Annotated in this window: 14 protein-coding genes; 5 read left to right on the forward strand and 9 right to left on the reverse strand. The window is 65.4% G+C overall.

Features of this window, described 5'->3' with window-relative positions; genetic code table 11:
• Positions 1 to 6: 6 nt before the first annotated feature.
• Positions 7 to 1,290 carry a UDP-N-acetylglucosamine 1-carboxyvinyltransferase gene (murA, locus tag B2V17_RS09415; protein WP_292997096.1) on the reverse strand — a complete coding sequence of 428 codons (1,284 nt, stop codon included), beginning with the start codon at positions 1,288 to 1,290 and terminating at the stop codon, positions 7 to 9.
• Positions 1,291 to 1,625: 335 nt separating this feature from the next.
• On the opposite strand from murA, the gene galU reads away from it, so the two are divergent.
• From galU to B2V17_RS09430, 3 genes are read left to right on the forward strand one after another with little or no spacing between them, the layout of a single operon-like run.
• Positions 1,626 to 2,516: a UTP--glucose-1-phosphate uridylyltransferase GalU gene (gene galU, locus B2V17_RS09420; RefSeq protein WP_292997097.1), complete on the forward strand. Its 891-nt coding sequence runs from the start codon at positions 1,626 to 1,628 to the stop codon at positions 2,514 to 2,516.
• A 13-nt stretch (positions 2,517 to 2,529) separates the two neighbouring features.
• On the forward strand, positions 2,530 to 3,087 hold the full coding sequence (locus B2V17_RS09425; RefSeq protein WP_292997098.1) for a pseudouridine synthase: 558 nt from the start codon (positions 2,530 to 2,532) through the stop codon (positions 3,085 to 3,087).
• Positions 3,088 to 3,112: 25 nt separating this feature from the next.
• Complete coding sequence (locus B2V17_RS09430) at positions 3,113 to 3,292, forward strand: hypothetical protein (protein ID WP_292997099.1); 180 nt, start codon at positions 3,113 to 3,115, stop codon at positions 3,290 to 3,292.
• Here B2V17_RS09430 and B2V17_RS09435 read toward each other — a convergent pair.
• The 6 genes from B2V17_RS09435 to B2V17_RS09460 all read right to left on the reverse strand — a co-directional run bounded on the left by B2V17_RS09435 (position 3,289) and on the right by B2V17_RS09460 (position 11,403).
• Positions 3,289 to 4,590: a cytochrome P450 gene (locus B2V17_RS09435; protein WP_292997100.1), complete on the reverse strand. Its 1,302-nt coding sequence runs from the start codon at positions 4,588 to 4,590 to the stop codon at positions 3,289 to 3,291. The two genes, B2V17_RS09430 and B2V17_RS09435, sit on opposite strands and share 4 nt — an antisense overlap.
• A 5-nt stretch (positions 4,591 to 4,595) precedes the next feature.
• Positions 4,596 to 6,146 (reverse strand): acyl-CoA synthetase, encoded by a 1,551-nt coding sequence (locus B2V17_RS09440; protein ID WP_292997101.1) that lies wholly within the window; start codon positions 6,144 to 6,146, stop codon positions 4,596 to 4,598.
• 387 nt (positions 6,147 to 6,533) lie between these two features.
• Positions 6,534 to 7,256, reverse strand: a complete 723-nt coding sequence (locus B2V17_RS09445) for a M23 family metallopeptidase (protein WP_292997102.1) — start codon at positions 7,254 to 7,256, stop codon at positions 6,534 to 6,536.
• 186 nt (positions 7,257 to 7,442) lie between these two features.
• On the reverse strand, positions 7,443 to 8,231 hold the full coding sequence (locus B2V17_RS09450) for a ferritin-like domain-containing protein (RefSeq protein WP_292997103.1): 789 nt from the start codon (positions 8,229 to 8,231) through the stop codon (positions 7,443 to 7,445).
• Complete coding sequence (locus tag B2V17_RS09455; protein WP_292997104.1) at positions 8,228 to 8,695, reverse strand: peroxiredoxin; 468 nt, start codon at positions 8,693 to 8,695, stop codon at positions 8,228 to 8,230. Before B2V17_RS09455 ends, B2V17_RS09450 begins: the two co-directional genes overlap by 4 nt.
• A complete protein-coding gene (locus B2V17_RS09460) occupies positions 8,695 to 11,403 on the reverse strand; it encodes a bifunctional [glutamine synthetase] adenylyltransferase/[glutamine synthetase]-adenylyl-L-tyrosine phosphorylase (protein ID WP_292997105.1) in 2,709 nt (902 codons plus the stop codon). The genes B2V17_RS09455 and B2V17_RS09460 overlap by 1 nt, the downstream gene beginning before the upstream one ends.
• A 124-nt stretch (positions 11,404 to 11,527) precedes the next feature.
• Between B2V17_RS09460 and B2V17_RS09465 the strand changes: the two genes are divergently transcribed.
• The gene (locus B2V17_RS09465) at positions 11,528 to 13,222 is read left to right on the forward strand and encodes a M28 family metallopeptidase (RefSeq protein WP_292997106.1); all 1,695 of its coding nucleotides are present in this window, start codon (positions 11,528 to 11,530) and stop codon (positions 13,220 to 13,222) included.
• Between the two features lie 6 nt (positions 13,223 to 13,228).
• Here B2V17_RS09465 and B2V17_RS09470 read toward each other — a convergent pair whose 3' ends face one another.
• The gene (locus B2V17_RS09470; protein ID WP_292997107.1) at positions 13,229 to 13,594 is read right to left on the reverse strand and encodes a type II toxin-antitoxin system VapC family toxin; all 366 of its coding nucleotides are present in this window, start codon (positions 13,592 to 13,594) and stop codon (positions 13,229 to 13,231) included.
• On the reverse strand, positions 13,591 to 14,040 hold the full coding sequence (locus B2V17_RS09475; protein ID WP_292997108.1) for a DUF7662 domain-containing protein: 450 nt from the start codon (positions 14,038 to 14,040) through the stop codon (positions 13,591 to 13,593). Before B2V17_RS09475 ends, B2V17_RS09470 begins: the two co-directional genes overlap by 4 nt.
• A 40-nt stretch (positions 14,041 to 14,080) precedes the next feature.
• On the opposite strand from B2V17_RS09475, the gene B2V17_RS09480 reads away from it, so the two are divergent.
• Positions 14,081 to 15,064: an agmatine deiminase family protein gene (locus tag B2V17_RS09480; RefSeq protein ID WP_292997109.1), complete on the forward strand. Its 984-nt coding sequence runs from the start codon at positions 14,081 to 14,083 to the stop codon at positions 15,062 to 15,064.
• The last annotated feature ends 19 nt before the right edge of the window (positions 15,065 to 15,083 follow it).

The following is a 15,083-nucleotide window of genomic DNA, read 5'->3' on the forward strand; positions in this document are numbered from 1 at the left end:
ATCGACTCAATCCCCGCCAACCCGTTCGATCTGCGCGCCGACCAGGGCCAGCTTTTCCTCCAGCCGCTCGTACCCGCGGTCGAGGTGGTAGAGTCGGTGCACCTGCGTCTCGCCCTCTGCCGCGAGGCCGGCGATCACCAGGCTCATCGAGGCGCGCAGGTCGGTGGCCATGACTTCGGCGCCGGTCAGCTTTTCGACCCCGTGGACCACGGCAGTGCGGCCCTTGGTTTCGATATGCGCGCCCATCCGGTTGAGTTCGGGGACGTGCATATAGCGGTTCTCGAAGATCGTCTCGGTCAGCACCGAGCTGCCTTCGGCCAGGCACAGCATCGCCATCAGCTGGGCCTGCATGTCGGTGGCAAAGCCGGGGTAGGGCGCGGTGGCAAGGGTTACGGCCTTGAGCTTCCCGTCGCTGGCCACCTGGATCCCGCCGCTCTTGGGCTCGACATGGACCCCGGCATCGCGCAGCGCCTGCAGGGTGGCATCCATTTCCTCGGCCACGGCGTGCTGCAGGAACACTTCGCCCCCGGTGATCGCGGCGGCGCAGGCATAGGATCCGGCCTCGATCCGGTCGGACATCACGCGATAGGTCGCGCCGTGCAGGCGCGAGACACCGTGAATCGTCAGATCGCTCGATCCGATCCCCTCGATTTGCGCGCCCATCGCCACCAGCAGCTTGCACAGGTCGACGATTTCCGGTTCGCGCGCGGCGTTGTGGAGCACGGTCTTGCCGGTGCAGAGTACCGCCGCCATCAGTGCGTTCTCGGTCGCGCCGACCGAGACCACCGGGAACGAATAGCGCCCGCCGGGCAGCCCGCCATCGGGGGCGATCGCCTTCACATAGCCCGCCGCGAGTTCGATCGTCGCGCCCATTGCTTCGAGCACCTTCAGGTGCAGATCGATCGGGCGGTTGCCGATCGCGCAGCCGCCGGGCAACGAAACGGTTGCTTCGCCCATCCGGGCCAGCATCGGGCCCAAGACCAGGATCGAGGCGCGCATCTTGCGGACCAGTTCATAGGGCGCGACCGAGCTGGTGATCCGCGGCGCTTCCAGCGTCATCACCCGGCCGAAATCGCCCGGGCGGTTGCCGGCGATGCTGGTCGAAATCCCGAACTGGTTGAGCAGGTGCTGGAACCCGTCGATATCGGCCAGCCGCGGCAGGTTGCGCAGCGTCAGCGGCTCTTCGGTCAGCAGCGCGCAGGGCAGCAGCGTCAGCGCCGAATTCTTCGCGCCGGAGATGGGAATGGTGCCGGAAAGGCGCTTGCCGCCCTCGATGATGATCTTGTCCATGATGTTCCGTTTAGCGGGAAACTTTTGGGCGGCAAGAAGAAGGAAGGATGGTTCACGCAGAGGCGCAGAGAAGAAGGGGGAGGCGCAGAGGTGCCGCGCGATCGGCGAAGCCGCATTCGATCACGAGCTTCGCGCAGAACCTGATGGTAGCGGTTTAAAAGCGGCTTAGCCGCATGACTCTCCTCTCTGCGCCTCTCCCTTCTTCTCTGCGCCTTTGCGTGAACCAATCGGAAAGTGCCAAACAACCGAACCTCACCGCATCAATCCAGCGGTTGCACCCTTCGCCCGAAGCCGCTTTAACCCCGTTGCAACAGGAACATGGTTAAAGGCCGCGCATGACCGACAGTTCACTTCGCAAGCCGATCAAGAAAGCCGTGTTCCCGGTGGCCGGGCTTGGCACCCGCTTTCTGCCCGCAACCAAGGCGATCCCCAAGGAAATGCTGCCGATCATCGATCGTCCGCTGATCCAGTACGCGGTCGACGAAGCGCGCGAGGCCGGGATCGAGCAGCTGATCTTCGTGACCGGACGGGGCAAGACCGCGATCGTCGAACACTTCGACATGGCCTTCGAACTCGAAACCACGATGAAGGACCGCGACAAGGCGCTCGACGTGCTCGAGCCGACCCGGATCCAGCCGGGCAACCTCGTCACCGTGCGCCAGCAGGTGCCGATGGGGCTGGGCCACGCGATCTGGTGCGCCCGGGCGATTGTCGGCGATGAACCCTTTGCGATCTTCCTGCCCGACGAACTGATGATCGCCCACAAGGGCTCCACCGGCTGCATGAAGCAAATGGTCGAGGCTTATAACGAGGTGGGCGGCAACCTGATCTCAGTGCTCGAAGTTCCCGAGGAAGAGGTTTCCAGCTATGGCGTGATTGCCCCGGGCAAGCGCGACGGCGCGCTGACCGAGGTCAAGGGCCTGGTCGAAAAACCCAAGCGCGAAGACGCGCCCAGCAACCTGATCATCTCGGGCCGCTATATCCTCCAGCCCGAAGTGATGCGGGTGCTCGAGCATCAGGGCAAGGGCGCAGGCGGCGAGATCCAGCTGACCGACGCCATGGCCCAGATGATCGGCCAACAGCCGTTCCACGCGGTGACTTTCGCCGGCAAGCGCTATGACTGCGGCAGCAAGACCGGCTTCGTCGAAGCGACCCTGGCGATTGCGCTGGAACGTGAAGATATGCGCGACGAAGTGCGGGCGATTGCGCGGCGGTTGCTGGGTTGATCCCGGCCCCGCCATGCTGATCCTGTTCAACAAGCCGATGAACGTCCTTTCGCAGTTCACCGACGCGGGAACGGCGGGATCGCCGCGCGCGACGCTGTCGGATTTCATCAAGCTGCCGGGGGTCTATCCGGCCGGGCGGCTCGACCGGGACAGCGAGGGGTTGTTGCTGCTGACCGACGATGGCCGGCTGCAGGCGCGGATCGCCGATCCCCGGTTCAAGCTGGCCAAGACTTACCTTGTCCAGGTCGAAGGCAGTGTGGATGAAGCGGCGCTCGAGCAACTCCGCCGCGGAGTGCGGCTGAACGATGGGATGACCAGCCCCGCCAAGGCCGAAGCGATCGATCCGCCCGAACTGTGGCCGCGCGATCCGCCGGTGCGGTTCCGCAAATCGGTGCCCGACAGCTGGTTGCGGCTGACCATCGGCGAAGGCCGCAACCGGCAGGTCCGGCGGATGACCGCGGCGGTCGGCTTGCCGTGCTTGCGGCTGGTCCGCTGGGCAGTCGGCGACTGGACCCTGGAGGGTCTGGCGCCGAGGGAATGGCGCGAAGTGCCAGCGCCGTCACACCGCTGAAATACGCCCATGAGAATCATCGCTCATGGACCAAGCAACCACCAAGTTCGACTGGATCGCCTGGCTGGCCAGCGTTCCCGGAGTCCCCGCCGGCTGGGGTGAAACCCCGGCCAGCCCCGCGCCCGTGTCCGTGGTGCAAGCGCAGGCTGCCCCCCGCCCGCGCACCACGGCACGGGTTAGCGCGGACCTGCAGAAGGCCGCCTAGCTCGCCTTGATCCGCAGCGGCAGGGTCTTGAGTCCGCCGACGAAGGTGCTCTTGGCCCGGCGCGGCTCACCCGCCAGTTCGATAGAATCGATCCGGTCGAGCAGGGCTTCGAACAGCAGCCGCATTTCCAGCCGGGCGAGATGCAGCCCGAGGCACTGGTGCGCGCCCGCGCCGAATGCGAGGTGGCGGTTCGCCTCGCGCGTTGCGTCGAACTTGCGCGGCTGCGGGAACTGGGCCGGATCGTGATTGGCGGCGACATAGTTGATCATCAGCCAGTCCCCGGCCTTGACCGTCACGTCGCCGAACTGGGTGTCTTCCACCGCGGTGCGCATGAAGTGCTGAACCGGGCTGGTCCAGCGAATCGCTTCTTCAACGATCCCCGGCACCAGGCTGCGGTCGGCCTTGACCCGGGCGAACTGCTCCGGATCCTGGGCGAGGGCGAGCATCGCCCCGGCGGTGCTGGCGCTGGTCGTGTCATGCCCGGCAGCGGCGACAATAATGTAATAGCCGGCCCGGTCACGCGCGCTGATCGGTTCGCCGTCGATCACCGCATTGGCGAGGATCGAGGCGACGTCGCCGGTCGGGTTGGCGCGGCGCTCGGCGGCGAGGCCTTCGAAATAGGCCTCGAAATCGGCGACCGCGCCGGTCACGATCTGAAGGATCTGCTCCGGCGTCAGATCGGCCATGCCGCTCTTGTTGAGTTCCTCGTCCTGCCCGCCAAACATCTGCTGGGTCAGGAACAGCATCCGCGGTTCGTCTTCCTCGGGCACGCCGAGGATCTGCATCACCACGTGCAGCGGATAGGGCGCGGCGACCAGCGGCACGAAATCGCATTCCGGCCCGGCCGCGACAAACCGGTCGGCAGTCTTGACCGCCAGCTCGCGGATCTGCGCCTCGATGTTGCGCAGGTTCTTGGGCATGAACCATTCCTGGGTCAGCCGCCGCAACTTGGGGTGCTTGGGCGCGTCGAGTACGACCAGCGAGGACACCAGATTGGGGCTTTCCTCGCCCTGGCTGGCGGTGATCTGACGGGCAAAGGCCTCACCGGTCTTGTTGGTGAACACGGTGGCGCGCGGGGCATTGAGGAACTTGGCGTTCTCTTTCGAGACCCGCATCGCGTCGTCATATTTGGTCAGCAGCCAGAACGGATCGAATTCGCCGCTCGGGCTTTCGATCCGCACCACCGGGGTTTCAGCGCGGAGCCGGTCGAACAGGTCGAGCGCGGTGGTCCAATCGGCATAGGACTTGGGATCGATTACCGCGATTGAGTCTTCGGGCGAAGCGGTTGGTCCGGTCATCGCGTTCATGCTCCCGCCTGGGCCTTTTCGTAGGCTTCCTTGTACTCATCGCGCAGCAACCGCTTGTAAAGCTTGCCGGTCAGTTCGCGCGGCAGCTGTTCGCGGAAGTCGATCTGGCGCGGCATCTTGACCCGGCTGAGCTGGCCAGAGAGGTATTCGCGGATCTCGTCGGCCAGTTCCGGTCCGGCCTGAGCCATGTCGAGCGGCTGGATCACGGCCACAACCTTCTCACCCATTTCCGGATCGGGCGCGCCGATCACGGCGGCATCGGCGATCTTGGGATGGGTGACCAGCAGGTTCTCGATCTCCTGCGGGTAGATGTTGACCCCGCCCGAGATGATCATGAAGCTCTTGCGGTCGGTCAGGAAGACATAGCCGTCTTTGTCTTCGTATCCGACATCGCCCAGGCTGCTCCAGCCGTGCTTGTTGCGGGCGTCTGCGGTCTTGGCCGGATCGTTGTGGTATTCGAACGGGACCATGCCTTCGGTCGGTTCAAAGAAGATCTGCCCCTCGGTCCCGCGCGGCACTTCGTCGCCATTCTCGTCGCAGACCCGCACGATCCCGGTCAGCGCGCGGCCGACGGTACCCGGCCGTGCCAGCCATTCCTGGCTGGTGACGAAGGTGAAACCGTTGCCTTCGGTTCCGGCGTAATATTCGTAGAGCACCGGCCCCCACCATTCGATCATCGCCTGCTTGACCGGCACCGGGCAGGGTGCAGCGGCGTGGATCGCGCATTTGAGGGTGGAGGTATCGTACTTCCTGCGGATCTCTTCGGGCAGTTTCAGCAGCCGCACGAAATGGGTCGGCACGAACTGGCCATCGGTGATCTTGTACTTCTCGATTGCGGCAAGGGCCGCCTCGGGATCGAACTTTTCCATCACCACCACGGTGCCGCCCAGCTTCTGGATCGTCATCGACCAGCGCAGCGGCGCGGCGTGATAAAGCGGGGCGGGGGACAGATAGACCGAATCCGGTTTGATCCCGAAAGCCATCATGGTCAGGCCGACCAGGGCATTGGCCTGGTCGATCGCCGGATCCTCGGGCAGCGGGATCTTGACCCCCTTGGGCCGCCCGGTGGTGCCGGAGGAATAGAGCATGTCGACCCCGGCGCGCTCGTCGGCAATCGGGGTGGCGGGCATCGCGGCCAGCGCATCCTCGGCCGACATGGCCCCCGGTGTGTCGAAGCGCAGCTGCTCGACCTGCGGGGCCAGCTTGGCCACTTCATCCAGCGTCGGGGCGAGATAGGCCGATCCGAACAGGATCTTCGCGCCGCTGTCTTCCAGGATATACGCGATTTCGGGCGGGGTCAGGCGGCTGGAGATGCCGACATAGTGAACCCCCGAGCGCTGGAACCCCCAGGTCAGGCAGAAGAACCACGGGTGGTTTTCCATGCACAGCGCAACCGTATCGCCGATCTTGATCCCGCGCGCGCGGAGCAGCTGGGCGACCTGGTTGGAGCGCCGGTCGAGCTCGGCAAAGGTAACCGTCTCGCCGCTCCCGGCCATGATGATCGCGGGGCGGTCCGGCTGGGTCCTGGCATGGATCGAAGGATGCATCTGAATCACTCTCCTGCTGCGGTCAAAGCCGCTTGCGGAGAGTTTAACCGCACGATTAAATGGTGCAAGAAGAGAGTTGCTGGCATTGTGAGTTGATCGCCTCCGCGATCAGCTTGCAACACCGGCCCGCTCCCCCTGCCCAACCACCCGATAAAGGTACCCTGTGGGTGGTTGGGGCGCCCCGACGAAAACGTCCCCCGGACGTTCTCGCGATCTCGTGACACGAGAGCGGGTCGGTGTTGCAAGGACAGGCGGATGCCTGTCCGCTCCGCCGTGAGGCGGACAAATGCGCACAAAGAAAAAGGCGGCCTTGGCCGCCTTCTTCCCAGCATCCTCCCGGAAGCCATCCCGGCCCGGGTTCTGCGCCCGGTGCCGGACGATAAATTGTCAGTCGATCTCGCCGTCGTCGCCGCCGCCCATCGCAACCGCGGCGGGCGAAGAGGCCGGGCGATAGACGCCGGTGCCGTTCATGTAGGGCACCGGGTTGACCGCGGTGCCGGCAATGCGGACTTCATAGTGCAGGTGCGGGCCGGTCGAGCGGCCGGTCGAACCGACATAGCCAATCAGGTCACCCTTCTTGATCGGCTGGCCAGCCGCGACGTTCAGGCGCGAAAGGTGGCCGTAGCGGGTCTGGATGTTGCCGCCATGCTCGATCGAAATGTACAGGCCATAGCTGGAGAACCAGTCGGCGCGGCTGATCACGCCATCGGCGCTGGCATAGACCGGGGTGCCGGTCGGCGCGGCCAGATCGACACCCTTGTGCGCGCGGCGGCCGCCGAGCACCGGATGGGTGCGCATGCCGTAGCTGGAGGTCAGCGAAGCGCCATCAAGCGGATTGCGCGAGGGGATCGCGACCTTGGAGGGGGCGAATGTGCGGGCTGCCATGGCCGACGGGGCGGGGGCGGAAGTGATCGTCGGCGCGGGGTTCATGACCAGCTGGCGGCTGTCCATCTGCTTCCAGCCGTTGAACAGGCGGCGGAATTCATCATCTCCGCCCTGCGGTGCCTTGGCGGCCTGGGCGGCGCGCAGCGGGGCTGCGACATCGGCATTGGCCGAGCTGTTGGCGAGAACGGGACTGGCAAAGGTCAGACCGGTGAGCGCGGCAACCATGCCGGCGATGCCGCGAGCCTTTGCAAAAAACGAAATAGCGACCACTCAAACTACCTTATTTGCGCCCCGATTTTCGGGGTTTGCGAACCCTGTTGCCGATCTGGGAACCAAACCGGCACTTCGTGTGTTGAGAAGTCGGTAAGCCCCCCGCCATCTCGAGAGGGGGCCTAACCGGGCATGGGTTACCTATTCAACCCCGGCGTAGAAACTGCGCGGTAAACCGGCTTGAAGACGCGCTGAGTCGTTGAACGGTGGCTTAACGGCCCCTCCGAAATAGCGCGAGACCATGCTTTTCCATAGGTTTTCGGGGGATTCGCCGCGAATCCCGGCGAGAGCGACGAAATGCTTTGTGCCGAAGCGAACGTGCGCGATTTCATCGTCAAGTATGCGACTCAGGATTTTTGCACCGCGAAGATCGCCGCTTGCCCGAACCCGTTCCAGCGTTGACGGTGTGACATCGAGCGCGCGGGCCTCCAGCACCATCGGGACGATCGCCAGCCGCGCCGCCACGTCATGGGCGGTCTTCTGCGCTGCATCCCACAGGCCCGAATGGGCTGGCAGCGCGCCGTAATGGCTTCCCATCGTGGCAAGATGCCGCTCGATCAGCGCGAAATGCATCGCCTCGTCAGCGGCAACGGTGAGAAAGTCCGAGACGAAGCGATCGCCCATTTCGGCCCCGAATCGCCCGGCCATGTCGAGCGCGAGGTCGATCGCGACGAATTCGATGTGGGCCAGCGAATGCCACAGCGCGATCCGCCCGCGTTCCGATCCGCCCTTGCTGCGCTTGGGCATCCGGCTCGGCGGCAGCAGTTCGGGCCGGTCCGGGCGCCCCGGCTCATCGGGCATCGCCACGTCAAAGCGAAATTCCAGCGCGCCCTTGCGCCAGCCCCGGACCAGCGCCCGGGTCCGCATCACCTTGGTGCGGGGCTCCGTTTCGAGCAGGGCGGCTCGGATCGCCGCGGCGAGCGAAGTCACAGCGCTTTCGCGGCTTCCAGGACTTCGGCGGCGTGGCCCTTGACCTTGACCGGGCTCCACACCTGGGCGACCTTGCCCGCCGCATCGACCAGCACGGTCGAGCGGACCATGCCCATGTAGCTGCGCCCGTACATCGATTTCTCGGTCCAGAATCCCAATGCGTCGGACAGGCCGGCTTCCTCGGGATCGCTGGCCAGCGGCGCGGTCAGGCCGTGCTTGGCGATGAACTTCTGGTGCTTTTTCGGCGGGTCCTTGCTGATCCCCAGCAGCGCGGTGCCGGCCTTGGCGAACTCGGCCGAGAGCGCCGAAAAGTCGAGGTTCTCGGTGGTGCAGCCTGGGGTGTCATCCTTGGGATAGAAAAACAGCACCAGCTTCTGCCCGGCGAAGTCGGACAGGTGCAGCGGGCTGCCGTCGGGCGCGGTCAGGGCGATGTCGGGCAGGGCAGTGCCGGGGGCAATGGTCATCACTCGATCTCCAGGTCTTCACCGAAAGTTGCCTGCCAGGCCTGGGCCACGGTGCGGCGCGATTCGGCCAGTTTGTCGGTCAGGCAGGTCCAATCCTCGCATTCGCAGGCGCTGGCAAGCACCGCGCGCGCCGCGGGCGGTGGTTCTTCCCCTTCGGGCAGGAGCAGCCGCGCCGCGATCAGGAACCGGCCGAGCGTGCGGTGCGCCGTGCGGATGGCCGGATCGATCATCCCGGCATCAGCCAGTTCGGCCAGCGCATCGGGGATGGCCGGAACCAGCGCGCGATGATCGCGCAATTGCAGGAAGTGGACGATGAATTCGATGTCGACCAGTCCGCCGCGCGCGAGCTTGACGTCGAGCGGGCTCTTCGCGGGCTTGTGCTCGGCCATGGTCCGCCGCATTTCCAGCACATCGCCGCGCAGCTTGGCCGGATCGCGCGGAAGTTCCAGCACGGAATGGACAATTCCATTCAGCGCCGCGCGCCCTTTGATCGGCCCATGCAGCACCCGCGCCCGCGCCAGGGCCATGTGCTCCCAGGTCCAGGCCGCCTCGCGTTGATAGCGCTCGAACGCGTCGAGGCTTACCGCGATCGGCCCTTGCGCGCCCGAAGGCCGCAGCCGGGTATCGACCTCATAAAGCGCGCCTTCGGCAGTCGGGACCGACAGTGCCGCGATGACCCGCTGCGCCAACCGGTTGAAATAGAGCGTCGCCCCCAGCGGCCGGGCTCCGTCGCTCTCGGCCGAATGTTCACCGGTGAACAGGAACACCAGGTCAAGGTCAGAGGCGTGGGTCAAGGCGCCGCCGCCCAGCCGGCCATAGCCCATGATCATCAATGCCCCGCCGGGGACCCGGCCATGGACTTTCTCGAACTCGGTCGTCGCCGCCTCGGCCAGCACCGCCAGCGCGGCTTCGGCGACCCGGCTCAGCGCCTGGCCGACCGCCATCGGATCGCGGCTGCCTTCGATCAGCTGCACCCCCAGCTTGAAGCGCAGTTCGCCGACCCGGCGGCGGACCCGGTCGAGCAAGCGTTCATAATCGTCGTCGGCCTCGCCGGCGGATAGCTGCGAGACCAGGTCATCGACCGATCCGGGCAGATCGAAGGCCGAGGCATCGAACAGCCCGTCGAGCAGGTCGGCCCGGCGCGCCAGTGCATCGGCCAGCGGCTGGGCGAGGCCCAGGATCCGGGCCAGCAGCTCGCCCAGCGCCGGCCGCGCCTCGAGCAGGCGGAACAGGTTGACTGCGCTCGGCAGGTTGGTCAGCAATTGCTCCCAGCGCAGCAGCGCCCGCTCCGGCTCCGGCCCCTTGGCGAAAGCGGCGAGCAAGGGCAGCAGCATGGCATCGAACGCCTCACGCGCGGCGTCGCTGCGCAGCGCGCGCAACTTGCCGCTGCGCCAGCCCTCGATCCGGGCACAGAGCCCGGCCGGATCGGCAAAACCCAGTTCGGCCAGCTTGTCCTCCAGCGCCGCGCCGCCCGGTGCCGGGGCGGCGCTGCCGGCATCATCTTCGGCATATTGTGCGATCAGCCGGTCATAGCGGGTTCCGACCGCCTCGGTGATCGCGTCCAGTTCGGCCACCAGTGCCGCGCCATCGGGCAGTCCTTCAAGCCGGGCGACATTGTCGAGCGCGGCGGGCTCGGCGGGAAGTGAATGGGTCTGCTGGTCGGCGACCATCTGCAGCCGGTGTTCCAGCGTCCGCAGCCGGTCATAGCTTTCGCCCAGCACCCGGGCGTCCTCGGGATCTATCAGCCCGGCTGCGGCCAGTGCATCGAGGCTGGCGCGGGTGCCGCGCAGCCGCAGCGCGGGGTTGCGCCCGCCGTGGATCAGCTGGTGAGTCTGGGCGAAGAATTCGACCTCGCGGATCCCGCCGCGGCCCTGCTTGAGGTTGAACCCCGGGCCGGGGCGGAGCGGGCCGGAATGGTTGGCACGGATCCGCCGGGTCAGCCGCCCGATTTCGGCGATCGCTCCGAAATCGAGACTGCGCCGCCAGACGAATGGCCGGATCGCGGCAAGGAAGCTCTCGCCCGCTGCCACGTCTCCGGCGCAGGCTCGGGCGCGGATGAAGGCGGCCCGCTCCCACGCCAAAGCCGAACTCTCATAGTGCGTCAGCGCCGCTTCATAGGGGATCGCCAGCGGGCTGACCTCGCTGGCGGGCCGAAGGCGCAGATCAACCCGGAAGACATAGCCTTCATGGTCAACGTGGCTCATCAACTGCATCAAAGTGCGCGCCACCCGCTGCGCCGCCTCGCCGGGCTCGTCGCGCTCGCGCCGGGGCAGTGTCGCCGGGTCGTAGAGCAGGATCGGGTCGATGTCGGACGAGTAGTTGAGCTCGCGTGCGCCGTGCTTGCCCAGCGCCAGGGCGATGAACCCGGCGGGCTCGGCATCGGGCACCCGCGCGCGGATCGCGGCGGCAATCGCGGCATCGAGTGCACGGTCGGCAAAGTCCGACAGTTCCTGCACCACCCGGCTGAGCGGAAAGGCACCGGCAAGATCGCCGATCGCCAGCGCCAGAGCCAGCGCCGATTTTTCGCGCCGCAAGGCCGATCCGGTATCGGGCGCATCGGCTCCTGCCGCCTTGACCCAGGCCAGAGCCTCTTCGCCTCGCCCCGCCGCAAGCAGCGCTTGCAGCTGTGGCAGCTGCTCAAGCCCGCGCTCAAGGAACGGTGCGTGCGCCTGCGCACGGGTCAGGGCGGAGGTCCAGTCAGCACTCATCACCCGGTGCGATGCCGCCTTGCGCGGCGGCAATCAAGTCGTTCGTCGGATCGGTGCTTGCGCGGGGGCAGGGGCTTTGCCAGACAGCGCGGCAATCCCCTTCCCGCAGATCAGAGGTCACCCGATGCCTTTCACCCGTACCAAGCTCGTCTCCGCCGTGACGCTGGCCGCCGCCTTGGCACTCGCCGCTGGCGTGTCAGCCCGCGCGCCGCGCGCCGGAGGCGTGCCGATCCCGCAAGTCGCGGCGCCGATGATTTCTGCCGATACGCTCAACACGGTTACCCGTGAACTTTCCTCTGACGCGTACGAGGGCCGCGGCCCGGCGACCCGCGCCGAGGATCTGACGATCACCTACATCATCAAGCGGTTCAAGGATGCCGGCCTCAAGCCTGGCAACAAGGGCAGCTGGCTGCAGGAAGTGCCGACGCTGGAGATCGAGGCGAAGAACCCCAGCGCGCTTTCGGTCAAGGCCGGCGGCCAGACGATGAGCTTTGCCTTCGGGTCGGACTATGTTGCCGGATCCTATCGCGCGGTTCCGCAGACCCGGATCGCCGACGCCCCGCTGGTCTTTGTCGGCTATGGCATCAATGCCCCTGAACTCGGCTGGAACGACTATGCCGGGATCGACATGAAGGGGAAGATCGCGGTCGTGCTGGTCAACGATCCCGATTACGACGCCAAGGATGAGGTCGGCCTCTTCAAGGGCAAGCGGATGACCTATTACGGCCGCTGGACCTACAAGTATGAGGAAGCCGCCCGCCAGGGCGCGGCCGGGGTACTGATCGTCCACGATACCTTCCCGGCTGCTTACGGCTGGCAGGTGGTCAATTCGAGCTGGACCGGGCCGCAGCTCTACATCCAGTCGGCCGACAACGGGATGAGCAATACCGAGGCCAACGGCTGGATCCAGAAGCCCGCCGCCGAAGCGATCCTCAAGGCCAGCGGGCAGGATCTGGGCGCGCTGACTGCTGCCGCCCGGAAGAAGGGCTTCAAGGCGGTGCCGCTTTCGGCCACGGCCAGCTTCGGCTTCGACAACACCTTCAAGAAGACGGTCAGCCGCAACGTGATCGGGATACAGCCGGGCAAGAAGCGCCCCGATGAATATGTGCTCTACACCGGACACTGGGATCATTTGGGCCGCTGCAATGCCGATGCCACCGGCGACGATATCTGCAACGGCGCGATCGACAACGCCACCGGGATCGCCGCGATGGTCGCGATCGCCGAAGCCAACAAGCGCGCCGGGCCGGCCGATCGCAGCCAGGTCTTCCTGGCGGTGACGATGGAGGAATCGGGCCTGCTGGGATCGAAGTACTACGCCGAAAACCCGGTCTATCCGCTGTCGAAGACGGTCGGCGGGGTCAACATGGACGGAGTCGCGCCCGGCAGCCCGAGCCGCGACGTCCAGATCACCGGCGGCGACAAGAACGAACTGACCCGCTACCTCACCGCCGCGATGAAGACGATGGGGCTCTACCAGACCCCGGAGGATCATCCCGAGCGCGGCAGCTACTACCGCTCGGACCATTTCAGCTTCGCCAAGCTGGGCGTGCCGATGTTCGCGGTCGGGCGAGGCAGCGACTGGGTCAAGGGCGGCAAGGCCGCGGGCGAGGCGGCGAGCGAAGACTACGTCCAGCATCGCTATCACCAGCCGAGCGACGAGTATGATCCCAGCTGGGACTGGTCGGGCGCGGTGCAGGAAACCTCGCTCTACTACCGGCTCGGGCGGATGCTGGCTTCGACCACCGACTGGCCTAACTGGCACAAGACCGACGAATTCCGCGCGATCCGCGATAAGAGCCGGGCGGGCGGGAAATAAGGCGAGTTAGGTCTGATAGGCGAGGCCAAGACGTTCGGCCTGTTCACGCATGCGGCGGTCATGCGACCAAAGTTTGGCGCCTTTCAACTGACTTACGGCCGCCAAGAGGTGAACATCGACAAAGCTAAGACCGCGACCATTGAGGCTGTAGTGATCGAGAAACCTGAAAAAGGATGAATCGTCGACCGGCTCAAGTTGCTGAAGGCAGCGCAGGAGCAGGATTGTCCGGTGGCGCGGGTTCACGGTTCCTACTGCCAATTCGCCGCTGATGAACGGGTGGGAACATACCTGTTCGTCAGCAAGCAGATCTCCAAGCCGCGCAATTGGTTTCCTGAAGTGGTCTATCCACACTGACGTGTCTGCGAGAATCACCAGGTCGCCCGCCGCCGTGGAGGTGCTTTGGCGTCGGGCATCGTGCCTCCCAAAGCAGCCAATTGGCGACCTGCTTCTCGCCGAATAAAGTCGGTGATGGCTGCCCGTTCAAGCTCAGCTTTATCGGTAATGCCGCTCAACTCGCTTGCCCTCTTCCACAATTCGTTGAGCTCTGCTGTTGCTTCGCTTCGCCCTTTCTTGGCTGACCGTTCCAAACGAACCTTTTGCCGCGGAAGATCGACCTCTTTGACCAACCAACCTGCATCGATCCAGCCTTTGGACTGCACATGATTTCCACGGGTCGAGTTGCCCCACCATGATTTGTGTGTACGTGCGCTGGGAGGAAGGCTGGTCTTGAGAACCTGCTCGATCTCGGTGAACTTTGCGTCCCATTCATTTCGCGGTATCTCGCTCAAATAACGCGAAAGCGGTTCGTACTTTCCCATGCGAATGCTCCTTTGAAACTAGTTATATGTGACCTAGAAAATGATTTCAAATAGTTTCATGCCCCCCGAATGGCATCCGCAGCGCTGGTTGTGGGTCGGTTTTCCGCACGATGCCGAGGAGTGGCCGGGCTTTCTTGGCCGCGCGCAGGAGCAGATCGCGGCCTTTGCCAGCGCGGTGGCCGATAGCGGGCAGGAAGTCCGGCTGATCGTCCGCGACGAGGCCAACCGGGCGCGGGCGGCGGCGCTGTGCTCGGCGGCGGTCAGGCTGGAAGTGCGGCGCTATGGCGACATCTGGCTGCGCGATACCGGGCCATTGGTGGTCGAGCGCGGTGGCCATGCCTTGGGCCAGCGCTTTGGCTTCAACGGCTGGGGCGGCAAGTATCTGATGGACGGCGATCAGGAGATCGGCGTGGAGCTGGCGGAAAGCGCTGGACTGCCGGTCGCCAGCGCCGACTGGATCCTTGAAGGCGGGGCGCTCGATTGCGACGGCACCGGCCTAGTCGCAACCACCGAACAATGCCTGCTCAATCCCAACCGCAACCCTTCGCTGTCGCGCGCCGATTTCGAGACGCGGCTGCACCGCGATCTCGGCTTTGACCGGGTGCTGTGGCTTGGTGACGGCCTGATCAACGATCACACCGACGGTCATGTCGACAACCTCGCCCGCTTCGTTGCGCCGAATGTGCTGGCCGTGCCGCGTGCAACCGGAGCGAATGATCCCAACGCCGCGATCTATGCCGATGCCAGGGCGCGGGCCCAAGCCTTCGGGGTGAGCGTGCGCGAAGTGCCTTCGCCCGGGCGCGTTGAGACTCAAGGCCGGATCGAACCCGCCAGCTACATGAATTTCGCGATCACAACGAAGCTGGTGGTTGTGCCGATCTATGGCACTTCCCACGATGCCGACGGAGTTGCCGCAATTGCCGAACTGTTCCCTGACCGTGAAGTGATCGGCGTGTTGGCCGATGCAGTGCTGGCCGGCGGCGGTTCGTTCCACTGCGCCAGCCAGCAGATGCCGGCTTTCTAGCCGCGCTTGACCTTGACTC

The sequence above is a fragment of the Novosphingobium sp. UBA6272 genome, assembly GCF_002440635.1.
Taxonomy (GTDB): domain Bacteria; phylum Pseudomonadota; class Alphaproteobacteria; order Sphingomonadales; family Sphingomonadaceae; genus Novosphingobium.